General features: G+C 64.4%; 18 protein-coding genes. 11 read left to right on the forward strand and 7 right to left on the reverse strand.

Annotated elements, in window-relative coordinates; genetic code table 11:
- Window positions 1-64: 64 nt before the first annotated feature.
- From ntrB to ACYG9Z_RS19880, 5 genes are read left to right on the forward strand one after another with little or no spacing between them, the layout of a single operon-like run.
- Window positions 65-955 carry a nitrate ABC transporter permease gene (gene ntrB, locus ACYG9Z_RS19860; protein WP_023747991.1) on the forward strand — a complete coding sequence of 297 codons (891 nt, stop codon included), beginning with the start codon at window positions 65-67 and terminating at the stop codon, window positions 953-955.
- A gap of 10 nt (window positions 956-965) precedes the next feature.
- A complete protein-coding gene (locus tag ACYG9Z_RS19865) occupies window positions 966-1763 on the forward strand; it encodes an ABC transporter ATP-binding protein (protein WP_023751804.1) in 798 nt (265 codons plus the stop codon).
- Between the two features lie 4 nt (window positions 1764-1767).
- Complete coding sequence (gene nirB, locus ACYG9Z_RS19870; RefSeq protein ID WP_023751805.1) at window positions 1768-4218, forward strand: nitrite reductase large subunit NirB; 2451 nt, start codon at window positions 1768-1770, stop codon at window positions 4216-4218.
- A 5-nt stretch (window positions 4219-4223) separates the two neighbouring features.
- Window positions 4224-4553: a nitrite reductase small subunit NirD gene (gene nirD / locus ACYG9Z_RS19875; protein ID WP_023686954.1), complete on the forward strand. Its 330-nt coding sequence runs from the start codon at window positions 4224-4226 to the stop codon at window positions 4551-4553.
- 3 nt (window positions 4554-4556) lie between these two features.
- Window positions 4557-7394, forward strand: coding sequence for a nitrate reductase (locus ACYG9Z_RS19880; RefSeq protein WP_023751806.1), 2838 nt, complete (start codon window positions 4557-4559; stop codon window positions 7392-7394).
- 78 nt (window positions 7395-7472) lie between these two features.
- On the opposite strand, the gene ACYG9Z_RS19885 is transcribed toward ACYG9Z_RS19880, so the two are convergent.
- The 5 genes from ACYG9Z_RS19885 to ACYG9Z_RS19905 are packed head-to-tail and all read right to left on the reverse strand — an operon-like array spanning window position 7473 to window position 12193.
- A complete protein-coding gene (locus tag ACYG9Z_RS19885) occupies window positions 7473-8768 on the reverse strand; it encodes an NAD(P)/FAD-dependent oxidoreductase (protein ID WP_023751807.1) in 1296 nt (431 codons plus the stop codon).
- Window positions 8765-9748 carry a branched-chain amino acid ABC transporter permease gene (locus tag ACYG9Z_RS19890; RefSeq protein ID WP_023751808.1) on the reverse strand — a complete coding sequence of 328 codons (984 nt, stop codon included), beginning with the start codon at window positions 9746-9748 and terminating at the stop codon, window positions 8765-8767. The genes ACYG9Z_RS19885 and ACYG9Z_RS19890 overlap by 4 nt, the downstream gene beginning before the upstream one ends.
- Window positions 9745-10653: a branched-chain amino acid ABC transporter permease gene (locus tag ACYG9Z_RS19895; protein ID WP_023751809.1), complete on the reverse strand. Its 909-nt coding sequence runs from the start codon at window positions 10651-10653 to the stop codon at window positions 9745-9747. Before ACYG9Z_RS19895 ends, ACYG9Z_RS19890 begins: the two co-directional genes overlap by 4 nt.
- Window positions 10650-11396, reverse strand: a complete 747-nt coding sequence (locus ACYG9Z_RS19900) for a branched-chain amino acid ABC transporter ATP-binding protein (RefSeq protein WP_023751810.1) — start codon at window positions 11394-11396, stop codon at window positions 10650-10652. The genes ACYG9Z_RS19895 and ACYG9Z_RS19900 overlap by 4 nt, the downstream gene beginning before the upstream one ends.
- Window positions 11393-12193, reverse strand: a complete 801-nt coding sequence (locus ACYG9Z_RS19905) for an ABC transporter ATP-binding protein (RefSeq protein WP_023751811.1) — start codon at window positions 12191-12193, stop codon at window positions 11393-11395. The genes ACYG9Z_RS19900 and ACYG9Z_RS19905 overlap by 4 nt, the downstream gene beginning before the upstream one ends.
- 124 nt (window positions 12194-12317) lie before the next feature.
- Here ACYG9Z_RS19905 and ACYG9Z_RS19910 point away from each other — a divergent pair, with 124 nt between their 5' ends.
- Genes ACYG9Z_RS19910 through ACYG9Z_RS19935 form a run of 6 tightly spaced genes read left to right on the forward strand, consistent with a single transcriptional unit; the run spans window position 12318 to window position 16657 of the window.
- Window positions 12318-13040, forward strand: a complete 723-nt coding sequence (locus ACYG9Z_RS19910; protein ID WP_031244062.1) for a GntR family transcriptional regulator — start codon at window positions 12318-12320, stop codon at window positions 13038-13040.
- Window position 13041: 1 nt separating this feature from the next.
- A complete protein-coding gene (locus ACYG9Z_RS19915) occupies window positions 13042-13530 on the forward strand; it encodes a DUF3830 family protein (RefSeq protein ID WP_023751813.1) in 489 nt (162 codons plus the stop codon).
- Window positions 13531-13884, forward strand: a complete 354-nt coding sequence (locus ACYG9Z_RS19920) for a TIGR04076 family protein (protein ID WP_023667858.1) — start codon at window positions 13531-13533, stop codon at window positions 13882-13884.
- Entirely contained in the window at window positions 13881-14936 is a 1056-nt protein-coding gene (locus ACYG9Z_RS19925; protein ID WP_023751814.1) for an aldo/keto reductase, read from the forward strand. The genes ACYG9Z_RS19920 and ACYG9Z_RS19925 overlap by 4 nt, the downstream gene beginning before the upstream one ends.
- On the forward strand, window positions 14933-15361 hold the full coding sequence (locus ACYG9Z_RS19930; RefSeq protein WP_023751815.1) for a hypothetical protein: 429 nt from the start codon (window positions 14933-14935) through the stop codon (window positions 15359-15361). Before ACYG9Z_RS19925 ends, ACYG9Z_RS19930 begins: the two co-directional genes overlap by 4 nt.
- Before the next feature lie 36 nt (window positions 15362-15397).
- On the forward strand, window positions 15398-16657 hold the full coding sequence (locus tag ACYG9Z_RS19935; protein ID WP_023751816.1) for an ABC transporter substrate-binding protein: 1260 nt from the start codon (window positions 15398-15400) through the stop codon (window positions 16655-16657).
- Window positions 16658-16738: 81 nt separating this feature from the next.
- Here the strand turns inward: ACYG9Z_RS19935 and ACYG9Z_RS19940 are convergent, their stop codons facing one another.
- Together ACYG9Z_RS19940 and ACYG9Z_RS19945 are read right to left on the reverse strand one after the other, a co-directional pair.
- Window positions 16739-17761 carry a LacI family DNA-binding transcriptional regulator gene (locus ACYG9Z_RS19940; protein ID WP_023751817.1) on the reverse strand — a complete coding sequence of 341 codons (1023 nt, stop codon included), beginning with the start codon at window positions 17759-17761 and terminating at the stop codon, window positions 16739-16741.
- The gene (locus ACYG9Z_RS19945) at window positions 17755-18546 is read right to left on the reverse strand and encodes a transporter substrate-binding domain-containing protein (RefSeq protein WP_023710016.1); all 792 of its coding nucleotides are present in this window, start codon (window positions 18544-18546) and stop codon (window positions 17755-17757) included. Before ACYG9Z_RS19945 ends, ACYG9Z_RS19940 begins: the two co-directional genes overlap by 7 nt.
- Window positions 18547-18562 lie beyond the last annotated feature (16 nt).

An 18562-nucleotide genomic window follows, 5' to 3' on the forward strand; every position in this document is an offset into this window, starting at 1 on the left:
GTCGCCCCAGCGCAACGGCGCTTCGCCGTTGTCGACCGCATCGACCCCGGAGTTATTGTCAGACATGTCCATCCAAGCCATTGAGGAAACCACGGTGAAGGCGTTCCCCGCGAAGCCTGCCGCGGTCATCGCTTTCACCGCCAGGGCGCGGCGCCGCTTCGACCCGATCGCGATCGCCGGCAGGCTGGCCACCGCCCTGGTGCCGCCGGTCATCGTTATCGCCTTCATGCTGGTCGTGTGGCAGATCGCCTGCTCGTCGCCGACCGCCAGCCTGCCGCCGCCCAGCCAGGTGTGGAACGAGGCCTATGACCTGATCGCGCATCCGTTCTTCAACAACGGCCCGCAGGATATCGGCCTTGCGTGGCGGGTGCTGATCTCTCTGCAGCGCGTCGCCATCGGCTTCGGCCTGGCGGCGATCGTCGGCGTCGCGCTCGGCGCCCTGGTCGGCCAGTCGATCTGGGCCATGCGTGGCCTCGATCCAGTGTTCCAGATACTGCGCACCGTGCCGCCGCTGGCCTGGTTGCCGCTGTCGCTGGCTGCTTTCCGCGATTCCAGCCCGTCGGCGCTGTTCGTTATCTTCATCACCTCGATCTGGCCGATCATCATCAACACCGCCGTCGGCGTGCGAAACATTCCGGAAGACTACCGCAACGTCTCGCGCATCCTGCGGCTCAACCAGTTCGAATTTTTCGTCAAGATCATGGTTCCGGCAGCTGCACCTTACATCTTCACCGGCCTCAGAATCGGCATCGGCCTGTCCTGGCTCGCCATCGTCGCCGCCGAAATGCTGACCGGCGGCGTCGGCATCGGCTTCTTCATCTGGGACGCCTGGAACTCGTCGCGGCTGCCCGACATCATCGTCGCGCTCGCCTATATCGGCGTCACCGGCTTCTGCCTCGACCGCCTGGTCGCTGCGGTCGGCGCTTTCGTCACCCGCGGCACAACGGCAAAGTGAGGAGAGGGCGATGACGGCCTATCTGAAGCTCGACCATATCGACAAATCCTTTGCCCGCGGCAGTCAGGTCAGCGAGGTGCTCAAGGACATCAGGCTGACCATCGACAAGGGCGAATTCGTCTCCATCATCGGCCATTCCGGCTGTGGCAAGTCGACCTTGCTCAATCTGATCGCCGGGCTGACCAAGGTTTCCGCCGGCGCCGTGCTGCTTGAAAACAAGGAGGTCGACAGCCCCGGACCCGAGCGCGCCGTGGTGTTCCAGAACCACAGCCTGCTGCCATGGCTCACCGTCTACGAAAACATCAGCCTGGCGGTGTCGAAAGTCTTTGGCCGTTCCAAGAGCAGGACCGAGCGACATGACTGGATCATGCGCAATCTCGATCTCGTGCAGATGGCCCATGCCAAGGACAAGCGGCCGGCCGAAATATCGGGCGGCATGAAGCAGCGCGTCGGCATTGCCCGGGCGCTTGCCATGGAGCCGAAGATCCTGTTGCTCGACGAGCCGTTCGGGGCACTCGACGCGCTGACGCGCGCCCATCTGCAGGATGCGGTTATGGACATCCATTCCAGGCTCGGCTCGACGACGATCATGATCACCCACGATGTCGACGAGGCGGTGCTGTTGTCCGACCGCATCGTCATGATGACCAACGGTCCGGCGGCGACAATCGGCGAGGTGCTTGCGGTGCCGCTGCTGCGGCCGCGTCGACGCGTCGAACTCTCTTCCGACCGCACCTTCCTGCGCTGCCGCGAAGCGGTGCTGAAGTTCCTCTATGAACGCCACCGCTTCGTCGAAGCCGCGGAGTAACGCCATGACCGAAAAACTCGTCATCATCGGCAACGGCATGGCCCCCGGGCGCATGCTGGAGCATCTGCTCGAACAGGCGCCGGGCCGCTACACCGTGACCATTTTCAACGCCGAGCCGCGGGTGAACTACGACCGCATCATGCTGTCGCCGGTTCTCTCCGGCGAAAAGGCCTATGAGGAAATCATCATCCACGGCGACGGCTGGTACATCGCCAATAACATCACCCTCTACAAAGGTCACAAGATCGTCGCCATCGACCGGGCGGCCAAGACAGTCACCTCCGATCACGGCGTCACCGAGCCTTACGACAAGCTCGTCATCGCCACCGGATCGGTGCCCTTTATCATTCCGGTGCCCGGCCATGATCTGCCGGGGGTGCTGACCTATCGCGACCTCGACGATGTTCAGGCCATGATGCTTGCCGCCCAGTCGCGCGCCAAGGCCGTGGTCATCGGCGGCGGCCTGCTCGGGCTGGAGGCGGCAGCAGGTTTGAACGCCCAAGGCATGGACGTCACCGTGCTGCATGTCATGCCGACATTGATGGAGCGTCAGCTCGATCCAGCCGCCGGCTATCTCCTGCAGCGCGCGGTGGAACAGCGCGGCATCAAGGTCATCACCAAGGCCAACACCCAGGCGATCACCGGCAACGGCAAGGTCGGGCAGGTGGAGCTTGCCGACGGCACTATTATCCCGGCAACGCTGGTGGTGATGGCGGTCGGCATCCGGCCGAATGCGGCGCTGGCCAGGGAGGCCGGCATAGCCGTCAATCGTGGTATCGTCGTCGATGCCGGCATGCGCAGCAACGACCCCGACATCTACGCGCTCGGCGAATGCGCCGAGGTCAACGGCCAGGTCTACGGGCTGGTCGCGCCGCTCTATGAGATGGCGCGCGTTGCCGCGAACCAGTTGGCCGGCAACGAGGCAGCGGCCTTCGTCCACATGGACACGCCGACCAAGCTCAAGGTCACCGGCATCGACCTGTTCTCGCTTGGCGACTTCGCCGAAGGCGAGGACCGCCAGGAGATCGTGCTGCGCGATGCCGCCGCCGGCGTCTACAAGCGCCTTGTGCTCAAGGACGACCGCATCATCGGCACCGTGCTTTATGGCGAGACGGCGGATGGGGCCTGGTTCAACGATCTCAAGAAGAAGCAGACCGACATATCGGAGATGCGCGACACGCTCATCTTCGGCCAGTCCTACCAGGGGGGTGCCCCGCTGGACCCTATGGCGGCCGTTGCAGCCTTGCCGGATGATGCGGAAATCTGCGGCTGCAACGGCGTTTGCAAGGGCAAGATCACCGGCGCGATCACGGCCAAGGGCCTGGCTTCGCTCGACGACGTGCGCGCCCACACCAAGGCATCGGCTTCCTGCGGTTCGTGCACCGGGCTGGTCGAGAAGCTGATGGTGCTGACCATCGGCGACAAATACAACCCGGCCGCCGTGCAACCGATGTGCGGCTGCACAACGCTCGGCCATGACGAGGTGCGCCGGCTGATCATCGCCAAGAGCCTGAAGACCATTCCCGCCGTCATGCAGGAGCTGGAATGGACGACCTCCTGCGGCTGCGCAAAATGTCGGCCGGCGCTCAACTACTACCTCGTCTGCGACTGGCCGAACGATTACGCCGACGACTATCAGTCGCGCTTCATCAACGAACGCGTCCACGCCAACATCCAGAAGGACGGCACCTATTCGGTGGTGCCGCGCATGTGGGGCGGCGTCACCAACGCCGCCGAACTGCGCGCCATCGCCGACGTCGTCGACAAGTTCGAGATACCGATGGTCAAGGTCACCGGCGGCCAGCGCATCGACATGCTGGGCATCCGCAAGGAGGATCTGCCGGCGGTGTGGGCCGATCTCGGCCAGGCCGGCTTCGTCTCAGGCCATGCTTACGCCAAGGGCCTGCGCACGGTGAAGACCTGTGTCGGCTCCGACTGGTGCCGCTTCGGCACGCAGGATTCGACCGGCCTCGGCATTCGCATCGAGAAATTCATGTGGGGCTCGTGGACCCCGGCCAAGGTTAAGATGGCGGTATCGGGCTGTCCGCGCAACTGCGCCGAGGCGACCTGCAAGGATGTCGGCGTGATCTGTGTCGACAGTGGCTACGAGATCCATTTCGCCGGCGCCGCCGGGCTCGACATCAAGGGCACCGAAGTGCTTGGCCTGGTCAAGACCGAGGACGAGGCGCTGGAGCATATCGTGGCGCTGACGCAGATGTACCGCGAGCAGGGCCGCTATCTCGAGCGCATCTACAAATGGGCCAAGCGCATCGGCATCCCCGAGATCAAGCGCCAGATCATGGACGACGGCGCCAAGCGCAAGGCCTATTACGAACGCTTCGTCTTCAGCCAGAAATTCGCCCAGGTCGACCCGTGGTCGGAACGCGTCTCCGGCAAGGACAAGCACGAGTTCCGGCCAATGGCTTCTGTCGGGTTTGCGCAGGCTGCGGAGTGATCAAAATGGACTGGATATCGATCGGCTCACTCTCCGACATCCCGCGGCGTGGCGCGCGCTGCGTCGACACACCCGAGGGTAAGATCGCCGTCTTCCGCACGCAGGACGATCAGGTCTACGCCATCGACGATCATTGCCCGCACAGAGGTGGGCCGCTGAGCCAAGGCATCGTCCACGGCACCGCCGTCACCTGTCCCTTGCACAATTGGGTCATCTCGCTGGAGACGGGCAAGGCGCTCGGCGCCGACGAGGGCGCCGTGCGCACCATTCCTGTGCGGATCGAAGGCGAGCTCCTGTTCATTGCGCTGAAAGCGCTGGCCAGCCGCGCGGCCTGAAGCATGGAACTGGGCGAAGCGCGCGAGGTGAGGACCACCTGCCCCTATTGCGGGGTGGGTTGCGGCGTGCTGGCGAAAGTCGCCGCGGACGGTGAAGTCAGCGTCCGCGGCGACCCCGACCATCCAGCGAACTTCGGCCGGCTCTGCTCCAAGGGCTCGGCCCTGGCCGAAACCATCGACCTCGACGGCAGGCTGCTCTACCCCGAAATCCACGGTCGCCGTGCCGGCTGGGACGAGGCGCTCGACCGCGTCGCTTCGACCTTTTCGCAAACCATCGCCGAGCACGGTCCTGACTCCGTCGCCTTCTATGTCTCCGGCCAGTTGCTGACCGAAGACTACTATGTCGCCAACAAGCTGATGAAGGGCTTCATCGGCTCGGCCAACATCGACACCAATTCGCGGCTATGCATGGCCTCCTCGGTTGCCGGCCACCGCCGCGCCTTCGGCTCCGACACCGTGCCCGGCACCTACGAGGATCTCGAGCTCGCCGACCTGATCGTGCTGGTCGGCTCCAATCTTGCCTGGTGCCATCCCGTGCTCTTCCAGCGCATCGCGGCGGCCCGGGAAAAACGACCGGAGATGAAGGTCGTGCTGGTCGACCCGCGCCGCACCATGACCGCTGATATCGCCGACATTCACCTGGCGATCGCGCCGGATGGCGACGTTGCTTTGTTCACCGGCCTGCTCGCCTGGCTCGGCCGGCACAACGCACTCGACCGTGGCTATGTGACCGCACACACGACCGGCTTCGGCCAAGCTCTCTTCGCCGCATCGGCGCTCGACCTTGCCGGCATCGCCGCCGCCACCGGCCTGAGCGAGGACGAGCTCACCCGCTTCTACAACCTGTTCGCCGCGACTGCGAAAACCGTCACGGTCTACAGCCAAGGCGTGAACCAGTCGTCTTCGGGCACTGACAAGGTCAACGCCATCATCAACTGCCATCTCGCCACCGGCCGCATCGGCAAACCCGGGGCAGGACCGTTTTCAGTGACCGGCCAGCCCAACGCCATGGGCGGCCGCGAGGTCGGCGGCATGGCCAATATGCTGGCCGCCCATATGGAGATCGAAAACCCCGAGCACCGCGACCGCGTGCAGCGTTTCTGGAATGCGCCGGCCGTCGCCCCAAAGCCCGGTCTGAAGGCGGTCGAGATGTTTCAGGCGGTGGCCGCCGGCCGCATCAAGGCATTGTGGATCATGGCCACCAACCCGGTCGACTCGATGCCGGATGCCGATGCGGTCGAGGGGGCGATCAAGGCTTGCCCGTTCGTCGTGGTTTCGGATGTGCTGGCGAGCACGGACACCATGCGCCACGCCCATGTGCGGCTGCCCGCCGCCGCATGGGGCGAGAAGGACGGCACCGTGACCAATTCAGAGCGCCGCATCTCGCGCCAGCGCAGCTTTCTTGCGGTGCCTGGTGAGGCGCGGCCGGATTGGTTGATCGTCGCCGAGGTGGGCAAGCGGATGGGGTTTGACGAGGCGTTTTCCTATTCGTCGCCAGCGGAAATCTTCGCCGAACACGCCGCGCTGTCGGGGTTCGAGAATGACGGCGCACGGGATTTCGATATTGGTGGTTATGCTGGTGTTGATAAGGAGGCCTATGCAGCGCTTGAGCCTTTCCAATGGCCGGCGCCGAGCCCAGCCATCCCCCTCTGGCCTGCCGGCCATCTCCCCCGCAAGGGGGGAGATCAGCCGTCGCCTCGGCCTTCGCCAATTACCAACGATGCAGAAGATATGCCGGCGTCAAAGCTGCCAATCTCCCCCCTTGCGGGGGAGATGTCCGGCAGGACAGAGGGGGGTGTTCAAGCGGGACTTGACCCTTCCAACACCCGCTTCTTCGCCAACGGCAATTTCTACAATCCCGACCGCAAGGCCCGCTTCATCGCCATTCGTCCCATCGTCGAGACACGCACCAGCCCGGACTATCCGCTGATCCTCAACACCGGCCGTGTTCGCGACCATTGGCACACGATGACCCGCACTGGGAAAAGCCCACGTCTCTCCCAGCACATGGCCGAGCCCTTCGTCGAGATCCACCCGGCGGATGCCACGCATCACGGCATTGGCGACGCCGACATCGTGCGCGTCTCCAGCCCGCGCGGCGATGTGCTGGTGCGCGCGCTGGTGACGGCACGCCAGCGCCAGGGCAGCGTGTTTGCGCCGATGCACTGGACTGACCAGTTTTCGGCAAAAGGCCGGCTCGACACGCTGACCGCGCCTCTGACCGATCCGGTTTCCGGTCAGCCTGCGCTGAAACATGTCGGCGCCCGCATCGAGAAGTTCGCCGCGAGAGCCTTCGGCTTCGCCGTGGTGCGCCGCAAGCCGATGGCGGTCGCAGCAGATTACTGGGCCGTGGCCACATGCAAGGGCGGCTGGCGGGTGGAGCTTGCCTTTGCTGACGACGACATCGACTGGGCTGGTTTTGCTGGTTCGCTTTTCGATGTTCCCGTAGCCGATACGCTCGCCTATCACGACCGCGATACCGGCCAGCATCGTATTGCTGCCTTCGACGACCAGCACCTCGCCGGGGCTTTGTTTATCGCGTCGGGACCGGTGGCGGTTTCGCGGGGTTGGGCGGCACAGCAACTCCAGGAGGTTCACACCAGCCAGCGCGAACGCTTCAGGATCGTCGCCGGTCGCGCCGGCGCCGATCGGCCCGATGCGGGCGCGACCGTCTGCTCCTGTTTCAGCGTCGGGGTCAACCAGATCGCGGCGGCAGTGGCAGCCGGGTGCACGACAGTCGAAGCCATAGGCGGCGCCCTGAAGGCCGGCACAAATTGCGGCTCCTGCCGGTCCGAGATCCGGGCGGTCATCCAGGCCAATCGGGTTCAGGCTGCGGAGTAGATGCGGCTGGCTGGCGAGGGGATCTGAAGATATCCTCCTGGGCCGCCACGGTCATCGATTGCGGAAGGTGGTGGCTGTCTAATCCAGCCGGTCGCGCAGGATGCTCCAGGGGAGCAGCATATTCGGTGCATAGCGCACGAGCTTGTGCAGCGGGATCGGCGCTGGCGGCGCGAAGGGGAGCGGCAGATATCGGGCGTCCGTTCCGCTCGCCCAGTCCGCCAGCACTTTGCCCATTGCCGTGGTCATGGCGATGCCGCGGCCGTTGCAGGCGAAGCCGGCGATCAGGCCCGGGCCGAGGTCGATGAGGCGCGGCAGGAAATCCGGCACCACCGCCGCCACGCCTGTCCAGCTGTAGGCAAGCGGCGGCAGGTCAGGCAAATCGAGATGCCTGGCGAGCCGTCGCCAAATCGTTTGCGGCAAGCGCGTCTCGGCGCCGGCGCCGACGACATGCATGCCGCCGCTGATCAGCCGGTTCTGCCCGTCGAAGCGGCAGGTAAAGAGATTGCGCCTGGTGTCGCCGACGCCCTGGCCGCCCGGCAGCAGGCGCGCGCGTATGGCCCGCGACAGCGGCGCGGTGGCGATCTGGAAGACTTTCAGCGGGATATAGGTCCGCGCCAGTGTCCGGTTCAGTGCCCCGCCATAGGCGTTGGTGGCGATCACCACCTTGCCCGCACGCACGGCGCCGGATGCGGTCGTCAAGGTCCAGCCATCCGGAGTGCGGTCGATGGAAGCGACGCGCGTCTGCTCGAAGATCCGCGCGCCGGCTTTTTCGGCGGCATCGGCCAGGCCGCGCGCATACTCGACCGGATTGAGGACGCCGCCCGAGTTATCCATCCAACCGCCGGCGTAGCCGCCGATACCGGTGAGCGTCGTGACCGCCTTGGCATCGAGCGTTACGGTCGGCCTGCCCCGCGCCGCCCATTGCTCGGCGCGCGATCGCGTCTTTTCCAGCGCGGCGGACGAATGCGCCGGCTGGATCCAACCATTCTGCACAGCGTCGCATTCGATGCCATGCCGCTTGATCAGGCCGAAGACGAGGTCAGCGCTTCCCGCGGCGAAATCGATCAGCCTCCCGCCGCGCTCGGGTCCGAGTTCGGTGATGATGTCGTCTGGATCCCGCTTTGCAAAGTTCGGAACGACGAAGCCGGCATTCCGGCCGGTCGCACCCCAGGCAATGAATTCGGCTTCGAGGACCGCGACCGAAAGCCCCTTCTCCGCGGCATGCAATGCCGTCGACAGGCCGGAAAAGCCGCCGCCAACGATTGCAAGATCGACGTCGAGCCCGCCTTGCAGCGTGCCCCGGTCGCGGCGGTTGCGGCTGACGGCATGCCAGAGTGAAACGCCATGCACGTCTTGCCGGATCATGGCATTCATGGTCCGGCCTCGTTCTCGCTGGCCGCCGCCTTTTTCTGTTTGCCGGGCTTCGGCCGGCGCGGCCGATCGCCGAACAATCCGTTCGGCCGGATCAGCAGGATGACGCACAGCATGACGCCGATGGCGACGATCTGCAGCGAGGCCGCGCGTGCTTGCTGCTCGGGCGCAAACAGCACGCTGGTCAGCGTGCCCGACCCCGCCCATATCGCCCAGACCAGGATGCTGCCGGCAATGGCGCCGGCATTGCTGCCCGAGCCGCCGACGATCAGCATCACCCAGACCTGGAAGGTCAGGATCGGCAGATAGTTATCGGGCGCGATGAAGCCGGTGAAATGCGCCTGCAAAGCGCCGGCCAGCGCCATGATGGCGCCGCCGACGGCAAAGGCCTGGACGCGGTAGAAGCGCGCGCTCTTGCCCAGCGAAATCGCCGCTCGCTCGTCCTCGCGCAGCGCCTTGAGCACGCGGCCCCAGGGGCTGCGCGACAGGTGCTCCAGAGCGAGATAGGCGATCAGCGTCACAGCCGAAACGACGGCGAGGTTCGACAGGTTGAACAACAGCGGCGTTTCCGCAAGGCCGCCGAACGGGCGCGGGATGAAACCGATGCCGAACGGGCCGCCCGTGAGTTTTTGCGCGTTGAGCGCGACCAGCTGCACGACGACGGCGACGCCGAAGGTGGTGATCGCCAGGTAGTCTGATCGCAGACGCAGCGTGGCCATGCCGGTAAGTGCTGCGGCGATACCGCCGACGATCATGGCGCCCGCCCAGCCGGCCAGGATCGGCAGACCGAAGCCGCCGAAGCGCGCGGCATCGTCCGGGGTCGTGAGCAGCGCCGATGTATAGGCGCCGATGGCGACGAAACCGGCAAGACCGACATTGAAAAGGCCAGTCAGCCCCCACTGGAGATTGAGCCCCAGTGTGACCAGCGAAAAGATCAGTGCGGTGGTCAGGAAGAAGGCGCCGTAGCCGAGCAGGTCCATCAGCGTTCCCTCACACCAAACAGGCCGATCGGCCGCACGAACAGCACCGCCATCAGGATGATGAAGGAGATTGCGGCGCGCCATTCGGCGCCGATCAGCTGCACCGCACCGGCTTCGGCAAGGCCAATGATCAGGCCGCCGAGCACGGCGCCCGGTATGCTGCCGATGCCGCCCAGGATGGCGGCTGCGAACATCGGCAGCAGCATGTCGAAGCCCATGAACGGGCGGATCTGCACCAGAATGCCGATCATCACGCCGGCCACACAGGCCAGCGCCCCGCCGATGATCCAGGTGACGCGCACCACGGAGGCAACATCGATGCCGACGATGCGGGCCAAGGCCGCATTTTGGCTCAGCGCCTGCATGGAGCGGCCGGTCTGCGTGCGTGTCATCAACAGATGCACGCCGAGCACCAGCACTGCGGTCAGCAGCAGCAGCGCGATCTGATCGGGCGTGATGCGGATGCCGAAGCCGACCGGCATGGCGATCTGGATCGCCCGGCTGAAATAGGTCGGGCGTGAGCTGAAGGTGAATTCGAGCAGGCTGCGCAGCGCCATCGAGGCGCCGAAGCTCGCCATCACCACGATGATGGCTTGCCCCTGCGAGCGCAGCCGCGAAAACAGCACCTTGTCGAGCAACAGCGCCAGCAGGGCGGTGAAAGTCATGCCGACAACCAGCGCAACCAGCAGCGGCCAGCCGAAAGACAGCGGTCCAATGGGCGCCACCTTGCCGAACATCGCGCCGATGGTGCTGACGACGGCGAGCGTCGCATAGGTGCCCCAGGCCATGAAGTCGCCATGGGCGAAGTTCGAGAAGCGCAGGATCGAATAGGTGAGCGTCACGCCAATGGCGCCGAGGCCGATCATCGAACCGGTCAGCAACCCATCGACGACAAATTGCAGGCTCATGCCGCGCCTCCCTTGCCGGCGTGAGGGCGTTGGCCGAGATAGAGTTCGGCGACGACAGGATCGTTCCACAATTCGGACGCCACACCCTCGTGCCGGTCCTTGCCTTCGACCAGCACATAGGCGCGGTCGCCGATGGCCAGCGCTGCCTTGGCGTTCTGTTCGACCAGCAGGATGGTGACGCCGGACCTGCGGATGCCGGCCAGCATCTCGAACACCATCGATACGAATTTCGGCGACAGGCCGGCCGACGGCTCGTCGAGCACCAGCACCTTGGGATGGACGATCAGCGCACGTGCGACGGCGAGCATCTGCCGCTGTCCGCCCGACAGATTGCCGGCGGCGGTGCGGCGCTGGCGGACGAGGTCGGGGAAGGCCGCATACATTTCCTCGATGCGGGCAGGGATTTCGCGTCGCTCGAGGATGCCGCAGGCGACCTTCAGATTGTCCTCGACCGACATCAGCGGGAAGATGTTCTCCGTCTGCGGTACGAAGGCCAGGCCGAGCCGAACCATGGTGTGCGCGGGAGCGGCGGTGATGTCCTTGCCGTCCAGAAATACGGTGCCGCCGGTGATCGGGACAAGGCCGGCGATCGCCTTGATGAAGCTCGACTTGCCGGCGCCGTTGGGACCGAGCACGACGACGATCTCGCCCTTGCCGACGGTGATCGAGGCGCCGCGCACGATCGGCACGCCGGGCTCGTAGCCGGCTTCGAGGTTGCGCACGTCGAGGACGGTCTCGTTCATGTGGCGCCCCCGAGATAAGCCTCGATGACGCGCGGGTCGCGGGCGACCTCTTCCGCCGTGCCTTCGCTGAGCAGTTGACCGCTCGCCATGACGAGGACGCGATGGCAGAGCCGCGTCACCATGTCGATATTGTGCTCGATCAGCAGAAAGGTGATGCCGTGCGCGTTGATGTCGCGGATGCGGTCGATGATGATCTCGAGCAGCGTCGCGTTGACGCCGGCCGCCGGTTCGTCGAGCAGGATGATCGCCGGGTCGGCCATCATGACGCGGGCGAGTTCGAGCAGCTTGCGCTGGCCGCCGGAAAGCACGCGTGCCGGCTCGTGCGCGAGATGGGTGAGAGTGACCAACTCCAGCAGCTCGAGCGCCTTTGTCCTGGCAGCCCTTTCTTGTGCTGCGACCCGCCAAGGCGTGACGAAGTTGGCGAGCAATTTTTCGCCGGCTTGGCCCTGTGCCGCCAGCATGATGTTTTCGATCAACGTCAGATTGGGCAGCGGGCGTGGGATCTGGAAGGTGCGTCCAAGACCACGGCCGATACGCAGATGAGCGGCTTCGCCGGAGACGCGCCTGCCATTGAGCAGGATATCGCCGCTGGTTGGCAATATGCTGCCGGCGAGCAGGTCGAACATGGTCGTCTTGCCGGCTCCATTGGGTCCGATCAGGCCGAGGATTTCGCCCGCTTTGACATCAAACGAGACATCGCTGACGGCGACAAGACCGCCAAAACGCCTGACGACGTTTCGCGCCGTCAGTACCGGCGCACGGGTCTCCTGCCTTTGGCGCTGCGCTGCATCGCTCATCAAACCCTCTGGCCGAAGACGATCGTTGTCGCCTCCTGATTTTTGATTTGTGATCACACTTGCGTTGATCACGCTATTCGGCTTTAATTTCATTCGCAAGCCGAAAACGGGGCAAATGCCGGGAATGCAGAAGGCTGCCATCGACAAGAACAATGGGACGATCGCAGCCCAGCTTACGCCGGTCGGCCGCGAGACGGTGCAGGATCGCGTCTATTCCGAGTTGCGCCGTGCTCTGATCGGTGGCCTTTTCGAGCCGAACCAGGTGCTGACCATCCGCGGTCTTGCCGATGCGCTGGTCACCTCGACCATGCCGGTACGCGAAGCGCTCGGCCGGCTGATCACGGAAAAGGCGCTGGAGGCGCTGCCCAACCGTTCCGTGCGCGTGCCGCCGATCACGCTGGAGCGCATCGACGACCTCCTGCGTGCCCGCTCACTCATCGAAGGCGAAGCGATCGCGCTTGCCGCCAGGCGCATGAGCCCGCGCCAGATCGCGTCGATCGAAGCCATGCTGGGCGAATGGGACGAGATGCGGGCCCTGAAGCACAAGAAGGATATCGACCGCGAAGCGACGCTCAACCAGAGCTTCCATTTTGAGATCTACCGCTGCTGCGGCTCGGCTGTGCTGATCCCGATGATCGAAAGCCTCTGGCTTCAATCTGGACCCTGCATCCGCGTCGCCATCTATGCCTTCTCCGAGGCCGGCGAGGTCGATACCGCCCACTATCACCGTCGGATTGTCGCGGCACTTGCCAAACAGGATGCGCAAGCGGCGCGCGAGGCGCTGGTGGCCGACATCAGCCGCCCCTTCGCCTTCCTGCGCGACAAACTTCAATCGGCGAAGGATTGACATGACCAAGCCCGTCATCAGCATCACAGAACCACGCTCGAAGCTTTCCGTGACGGCGCTGCTATTGCCCGAAAAGGCGCCGGAAAATGCCGCCTTCCTGCTGGCGTATCTGGCGCAGCCACGCATTATCCCAGGAATCCATGCGATGTGGACAGGACCGGAAATCTCGTGCCCGGTTCCGTCAGCCGATCTCCAGGGCCAGGCCTATGCCCAGCCTCTGCCACCGGAGAATGCGACGCTGACGCCGCAGCCTGGCGATATCGTGCTGTCCTATGTGCCGCCACGCATGTGGGGTGGCAATCCCAATGCCATCTTCGATATCGGCCTGTACTACGGGCAGGGGGCGCGGCTGCTGTTCCCGATCGGCTGGCTGGCCGGCAGCGTGGTGGCGCAGGTCCGCGCCGAAGAGCGCGATCAGTTCGCCACCGCCTGCGGCGTCATCCGCCGCAACGGCGCCTGTGACATCACCTTCAGCCTGGTGGAGGCCTGAATGGCCGACGACAGTTTCGAGCTCTTCGATCTGCGCGTCGAAGCGGTCATTCCCGAGGGCAAGCCGGTCTATTGCGGCGCCAGGGCCGGCGACTATTTCGAACTGAAGGGCGAAATGCTCTCGCTGCCGGCAGGGCAGGGTTTTTCGATTTATTCGATCTCCGCCGTGTTGCCGCTCCTGGCGGCAAAGCAGCGCCCGACGCATGCAAATGACTGGATGACCTCGGATGCCGAGATCGCCTGTCCCGATCCCAATTGCGCCAGCCGGCTCCGCATCGTCAGGCTTGCCAAGCGGCGGTTCAGCCATGCCGAAACCACGGCCGTGCCGCTGCCGAAGGAGACCGACAAGGGATGACCGCCAGGACCATCGAACTCAGCCCCGGCTATGCGATCTCGCGAGTCATCCGCGGTGGCTGGCAGCTTGCCGGCGGGCATGGCGCCGTCGACCGCAGCCAGGCGGTGACCGACCTCATCGCCACTTTCGATGCCGGCATCTGGACCTATGACTGCGCCGACATCTACACCGGCGTCGAGGAACTGATCGGCGCCGCGCGCCTGCGGCTGGCCGGCGAGCGCGGTCTCGATGTTGCGGCCAGGATGAAGGTGCACACCAAGCTGGTGCCGGACCTCGAACGACTGGCAGGCATCAGCCGCGACTACATCAGGGGCATCGTCGATCAGTCGCTTCGCAGGCTCAAGACCGAGCGGATCGACCTCGTGCAGTTTCACTGGTGGGATTATGACCAGCCTCGTTACGTCGAGGCGATGGGTTGGCTCGACGAGCTTCGGCTGGAAGGCAAGGTGCGCAATCTCGGCACCACCAATTTCGATACGCCGAGGCTAGCCGAAATCCTCTCCGCGGGCATCCCGCTGGTCAGCCAGCAACTGCAATATTCAGTGCTCGACCAGCGGCCGGCAAACAGCCTTGCGGGCCTTGCCGCTAAGAACGGTGTCCGCTTCCTCTGCTACGGCTCGGTGGCGGGCGGCTTCCTCAGCGACAAATGGCTTGGCGTGGCCGAGCCCTCCACGCCGCTCGAAAACCGCTCGCTGGTCAAATACAAGCTGATCATCGACGACTTCGGCGGCTGGGAGCTGTTCCAGTCCCTGCTCAAGGCGCTGAAAGCGGTCGGCGATCGCCACGGCGTCGACATCGCCACCATCGCCTCGGCATGGGTGCTCGAGCAGCCGCAGGTCGCGGCCGTCATTGTGGGTGCGCGCAACCAGGCACATGCGCTGGCCAATACGAAAATCATGGACGTCGCGCTCGACGCCGACGATCGCGCGCGGATTGCTGCCGCCATCGCACAAGGCACCGGCCTCGCGGGCGATGTCTATACGCTGGAGCGCGACCGTCATGGCCGCCACGGCTCGATCATGCATTACAACCTCAATGCGGGGAAGAAATGAGCGGAGAGCCTTCCCTTTTTTCGCGTGCCAGCGCTGAAATCATCGACCTGCATCGCTTCTTCGTCGACTGGTTTGTCGCCGCGCGAGCCGACGCTGTGGAGTTCGGCCGCTTCGAGGCTGTCATGGGCGAAGGCCTCACCATGGTGGCGCCGAATGGCCAGATCCTCGATCGCGACGCAGTCGTAGATCATGTCCGGACAAGCCGCGCCACTTGCGACGACGGTTTTTCCATATCGATCGAGGACATCAGGCCGGGTTGGCAGGACGCGGACACGATCGTCATCTTCTACATCGAGGCGCAACTGCGCGCCGGCAAACACAGTCGCCGGCAGTCCAGTGCGGTCTTCACCACCAGTTCATCGGCACCAAACGGCGTCGAATGGCGGCATCTGCATGAGACCTGGCTGCAGGCGCCGGAAGGCTGAACAGGCAAAAGTTCAAACAAGAAAAGGGGAACGGCAATGAAGAAGACGATACTTCAAATCACCACAGCACTGGCTCTCGTGACGATGGCCGGCGCCGCACACGCAGCGGACTGCAAGATCACCGTCGGACTGGTCATGGAACTGACCGGCCCCGCAGGCGAATACGGCCAGGCCGGCGCGAAGTCCGTCGAAATGGCCTTCCGCGACATCAATGAAGCCGGTGGCGTACGCGGCTGCGATCTCGCAACCGACACGCGCGACAGCCAGAGCCAGGGCAATATCGCGGTCGATGCCGCGACCCAGCTGGTACAGGTCAAGAAGGTGCCGGTGATCATCGGCGGCATCATCTCCTCGGTGTCGATCCCGATTTTGACCTCGGTCACCGGGCCGGCCAAGATCGTGCAGGTGTCGCCGGCTTCGTCCTCGCCGACGCTGACCGCCCTTGGCCGCGACGGCAAGACCAACGGCATCTTCTTCCGCACCATCACGTCGGATGCGCTGCAAGGCGTGGCCGCCGCCAAATACGCCATCGACAAGGGTTTTAAGAAACTGTCGATCATCCACGTCAACAACGACTTCGGCGTCAACATGGTGGCGGAATTCTCGCGCGCCTACAAAGCGCTCGGCGGCACCATCGTCTCCGACACGCCCTACAACGAAAAGCAGTCGAGCTATGCCTCGGAGGTCACGGCGGCGATGGGAGGCGAACCGGACGGGCTCTACCTCGTCAGCACGCCGGTCGACGGCGCAACGGTTGCCCGCACCTGGATCTCGCAGGGCGGCGTGCAAAAATTCCTGCTCAATGACGGCATGAACAGCCCGGACTTCATCGAATCCGTCGGCGCCGACTACCTCAAGGATGCTTACGGCACATCCTCAGGCACCAGCCCGACGGCCTCCACCGACTACTTCCTGAAAAACTACAAGGAGTTTTCGGGTATCGAGCCGTCGAACCCGGCAGCCGACCGTTCCTATGATGCCGGCGCCATTGTCGGTCTCGCCATTGCCATTGCCGGCTCCGAGGATCCAGCCAAGATCAAGGATGCCATGTACAAGGCGGTCGATCCGACCGGCACACCGATCTTTGCCGGCAAGGACGAATTCGCCAAGGCGCTCGGCCTGATCAAGGATGGCAAGCCGATCCGCTATGAAGGCGTCATCGGTCCGGTCAGCTTCGACAAATATGGCGACATCACCGGCCCGTTCCGGTTGTGGAAGATCGTCGACGGCAAGGTGACGACCGACGGTGAAATGACAACCGACGACGTCAACGCGCTGCAGGCGAAATTGCAGTAGGCGCTGGTACATTGTCCGGCGCGATCTCCGTTCGATCTCTGGGAGATCGACGCCGGACAAGCAGTCCAACATCGGCGCTAGTTACGCGGACAAGCGCGAAATCAGCCGGGTCAATATAACGACAGGCGGCTGGCCGGGCATGAAGACCTGCGGATTGGAGAGGGCGCCGACGATATGACCCACATAGTCCGATTTGTCGTAGCCGATTGACGATATCGGGTAGGCGTCGAAATTGGTCAGGGACACATTGTCGAAGCCATAGAGGCGGAAGCGGCTGGGCCGGTTGTCGGGGAAATCCGCCCGGCAGACATCCAGAACACCCATGGCCATCGCGTCGGACGTACAAAAGACCGCATCTGGACAGCCGCGTTCCGTCAGGCCGGCGGCTGCCGCATGACCTGACTCGTAGGAGTAGTCGCCCTGGATCGTCTGTAGCAGCTCAATTCCATGGCGCCTGAACGCGTCGAGGTAGTGGCCAACGCGCAGCTGCTCGACGCGTGAGGACGACCGGCCGGTCAGCAGGCTGCCGGTGCGCACGCGCTTGGCCGCCGCATCCGCCACGGCCTCGGCGATGCCGACGCCTTCATCGGGAATGATTGTGGGTGACAGATCGTCATGCAGTCCGTTCAGCATGATGACCAGGTCCGAGCGAAACATGCGCCGCACGGTCGCTGCATCGGCAAAGTCGGAGAACACCACGGCGGCATCGACATGATAGGCAACGCCGTTGCGCAGAAAATCCTCGACCCCTTCCGCCGAGCCGATGCGGATGAGGATGACCTGCTTGCCGATCGACTGGATTGCATCGAGCAGCCGGTCGAACAAGTCGAGATCTGAAAGGTCGTGAATGTGGTTGACCACGACGGCAACCAGATTGACGGTCTTGGTGGTCAGGCTCTGCGCCAGGAGATTGGGTTTGTAGCCGAGCTGGGCGGCGGCCTGCACGACACGCTCGCGTTTGTCCGCCGAGACCGGTCGCGGTCCGCTCGACAGCGCACGGCTGGCCGCGGCGCGCGACACGCCTGCCAGCCGCGCGACGTCGGCGATCGTTGCGACGGCGCCTCGACTGTGCGCCGATCGGTTACCGGTAGTGGGTGTCACCACAGCGGGTTGAGCGCCGGCGGGTTGGAGTCCGGCCCCCACCACTTCTTGTAGGTCGTCTCATAGGTGCCCGACTGGATGAAGTCGGACACGAACATGTCGAGCCACCGGACGAATTCGGGATCGCCCTTGGCGACCGCGATGCCGATCGGATCGTTGGAATAGAGGCCTGGCAGCGTCACCAGGCTCGGTGTCTTGGTCGCGAGGTAATCGAGCAACGAGGAATCCTCGATCGCCGCATCGACGCGCTTCTGTTGCAGCTGCAGAACCCCGTCGGGCGCGAACTGGTCGACATAGACGAGCTCTGCGTCCGGCACGGCCGCCTTGAGGAAGGTTTCGCCCGTGGTGCCGCGGCCGACGACAACCTTCTTGCCGGCGAGCCCCTTGAGGTCGGTTATCCCGGCATCTTTCTGGACGATGACGCGCAGCCCGGCCCGGTTGTAGGGGATGGTGAAGTTGACGGTCTTGGCCCGCTCGAGCGTTGCAGAGGTGTTTGCGACCGCGACATCGATCTGTCCCGACACCAGCATGGAAATACGCGCATCGCCCGAGACGTCGACGAACTCGACCGGCACACCGAGCTTTTGCGCCAGCAGCGTCGCGACATCGACATCGTAGCCGACAGGGTTGTTTTGTGCATCGCGAAAGCCGATCGGCTCGCCGCCGAGCGATACGCCGATGCGAATGGTGCCGCGTGAGCGGATGTCGTCAATCATGCCGGCAAGGGCTGGAAATGCCGAACCGGCCACGATGGCCAGCGCGGCGAAGGCACGCAGTAGGGTCTTCATGGTTCCTCTCCTTATT

Source organism: Mesorhizobium sp. RSR380A (assembly GCF_054719385.1).

Excerpts from the sequence above, each read along its gene's own strand:
- ACYG9Z_RS19945 (WP_023710016.1), bottom strand. The coding sequence starts at position 18,546 with ATGAAGACCCTACTGCGTGCCTTCGCCGCGCTGGCCATCGTGGCCGGT.
- ACYG9Z_RS19895 (WP_023751809.1), bottom strand. The coding sequence starts at position 10,653 with ATGAGCCTGCAATTTGTCGTCGATGGGTTGCTGACCGGTTCGATGATC.
- ACYG9Z_RS19925 (WP_023751814.1), top strand. The coding sequence starts at position 13,881 with ATGACCGCCAGGACCATCGAACTCAGCCCCGGCTATGCGATCTCGCGA.
- ACYG9Z_RS19905 (WP_023751811.1), bottom strand. The coding sequence starts at position 12,193 with ATGAGCGATGCAGCGCAGCGCCAAAGGCAGGAGACCCGTGCGCCGGTA.
- ntrB (WP_023747991.1), top strand. The coding sequence starts at position 65 with ATGTCCATCCAAGCCATTGAGGAAACCACGGTGAAGGCGTTCCCCGCG.
- ACYG9Z_RS19915 (WP_023751813.1), top strand. The coding sequence starts at position 13,042 with ATGACCAAGCCCGTCATCAGCATCACAGAACCACGCTCGAAGCTTTCC.
- ACYG9Z_RS19880 (WP_023751806.1), top strand. The coding sequence starts at position 4,557 with ATGGAACTGGGCGAAGCGCGCGAGGTGAGGACCACCTGCCCCTATTGC.
- nirB (WP_023751805.1), top strand. The coding sequence starts at position 1,768 with ATGACCGAAAAACTCGTCATCATCGGCAACGGCATGGCCCCCGGGCGC.
- ACYG9Z_RS19865 (WP_023751804.1), top strand. The coding sequence starts at position 966 with ATGACGGCCTATCTGAAGCTCGACCATATCGACAAATCCTTTGCCCGC.
- ACYG9Z_RS19930 (WP_023751815.1), top strand. The coding sequence starts at position 14,933 with ATGAGCGGAGAGCCTTCCCTTTTTTCGCGTGCCAGCGCTGAAATCATC.
- ACYG9Z_RS19900 (WP_023751810.1), bottom strand. The coding sequence starts at position 11,396 with ATGAACGAGACCGTCCTCGACGTGCGCAACCTCGAAGCCGGCTACGAG.
- ACYG9Z_RS19935 (WP_023751816.1), top strand. The coding sequence starts at position 15,398 with ATGAAGAAGACGATACTTCAAATCACCACAGCACTGGCTCTCGTGACG.
- nirD (WP_023686954.1), top strand. The coding sequence starts at position 4,224 with ATGGACTGGATATCGATCGGCTCACTCTCCGACATCCCGCGGCGTGGC.
- ACYG9Z_RS19885 (WP_023751807.1), bottom strand. The coding sequence starts at position 8,768 with ATGAATGCCATGATCCGGCAAGACGTGCATGGCGTTTCACTCTGGCAT.
- ACYG9Z_RS19910 (WP_031244062.1), top strand. The coding sequence starts at position 12,318 with ATGCAGAAGGCTGCCATCGACAAGAACAATGGGACGATCGCAGCCCAG.
- ACYG9Z_RS19920 (WP_023667858.1), top strand. The coding sequence starts at position 13,531 with ATGGCCGACGACAGTTTCGAGCTCTTCGATCTGCGCGTCGAAGCGGTC.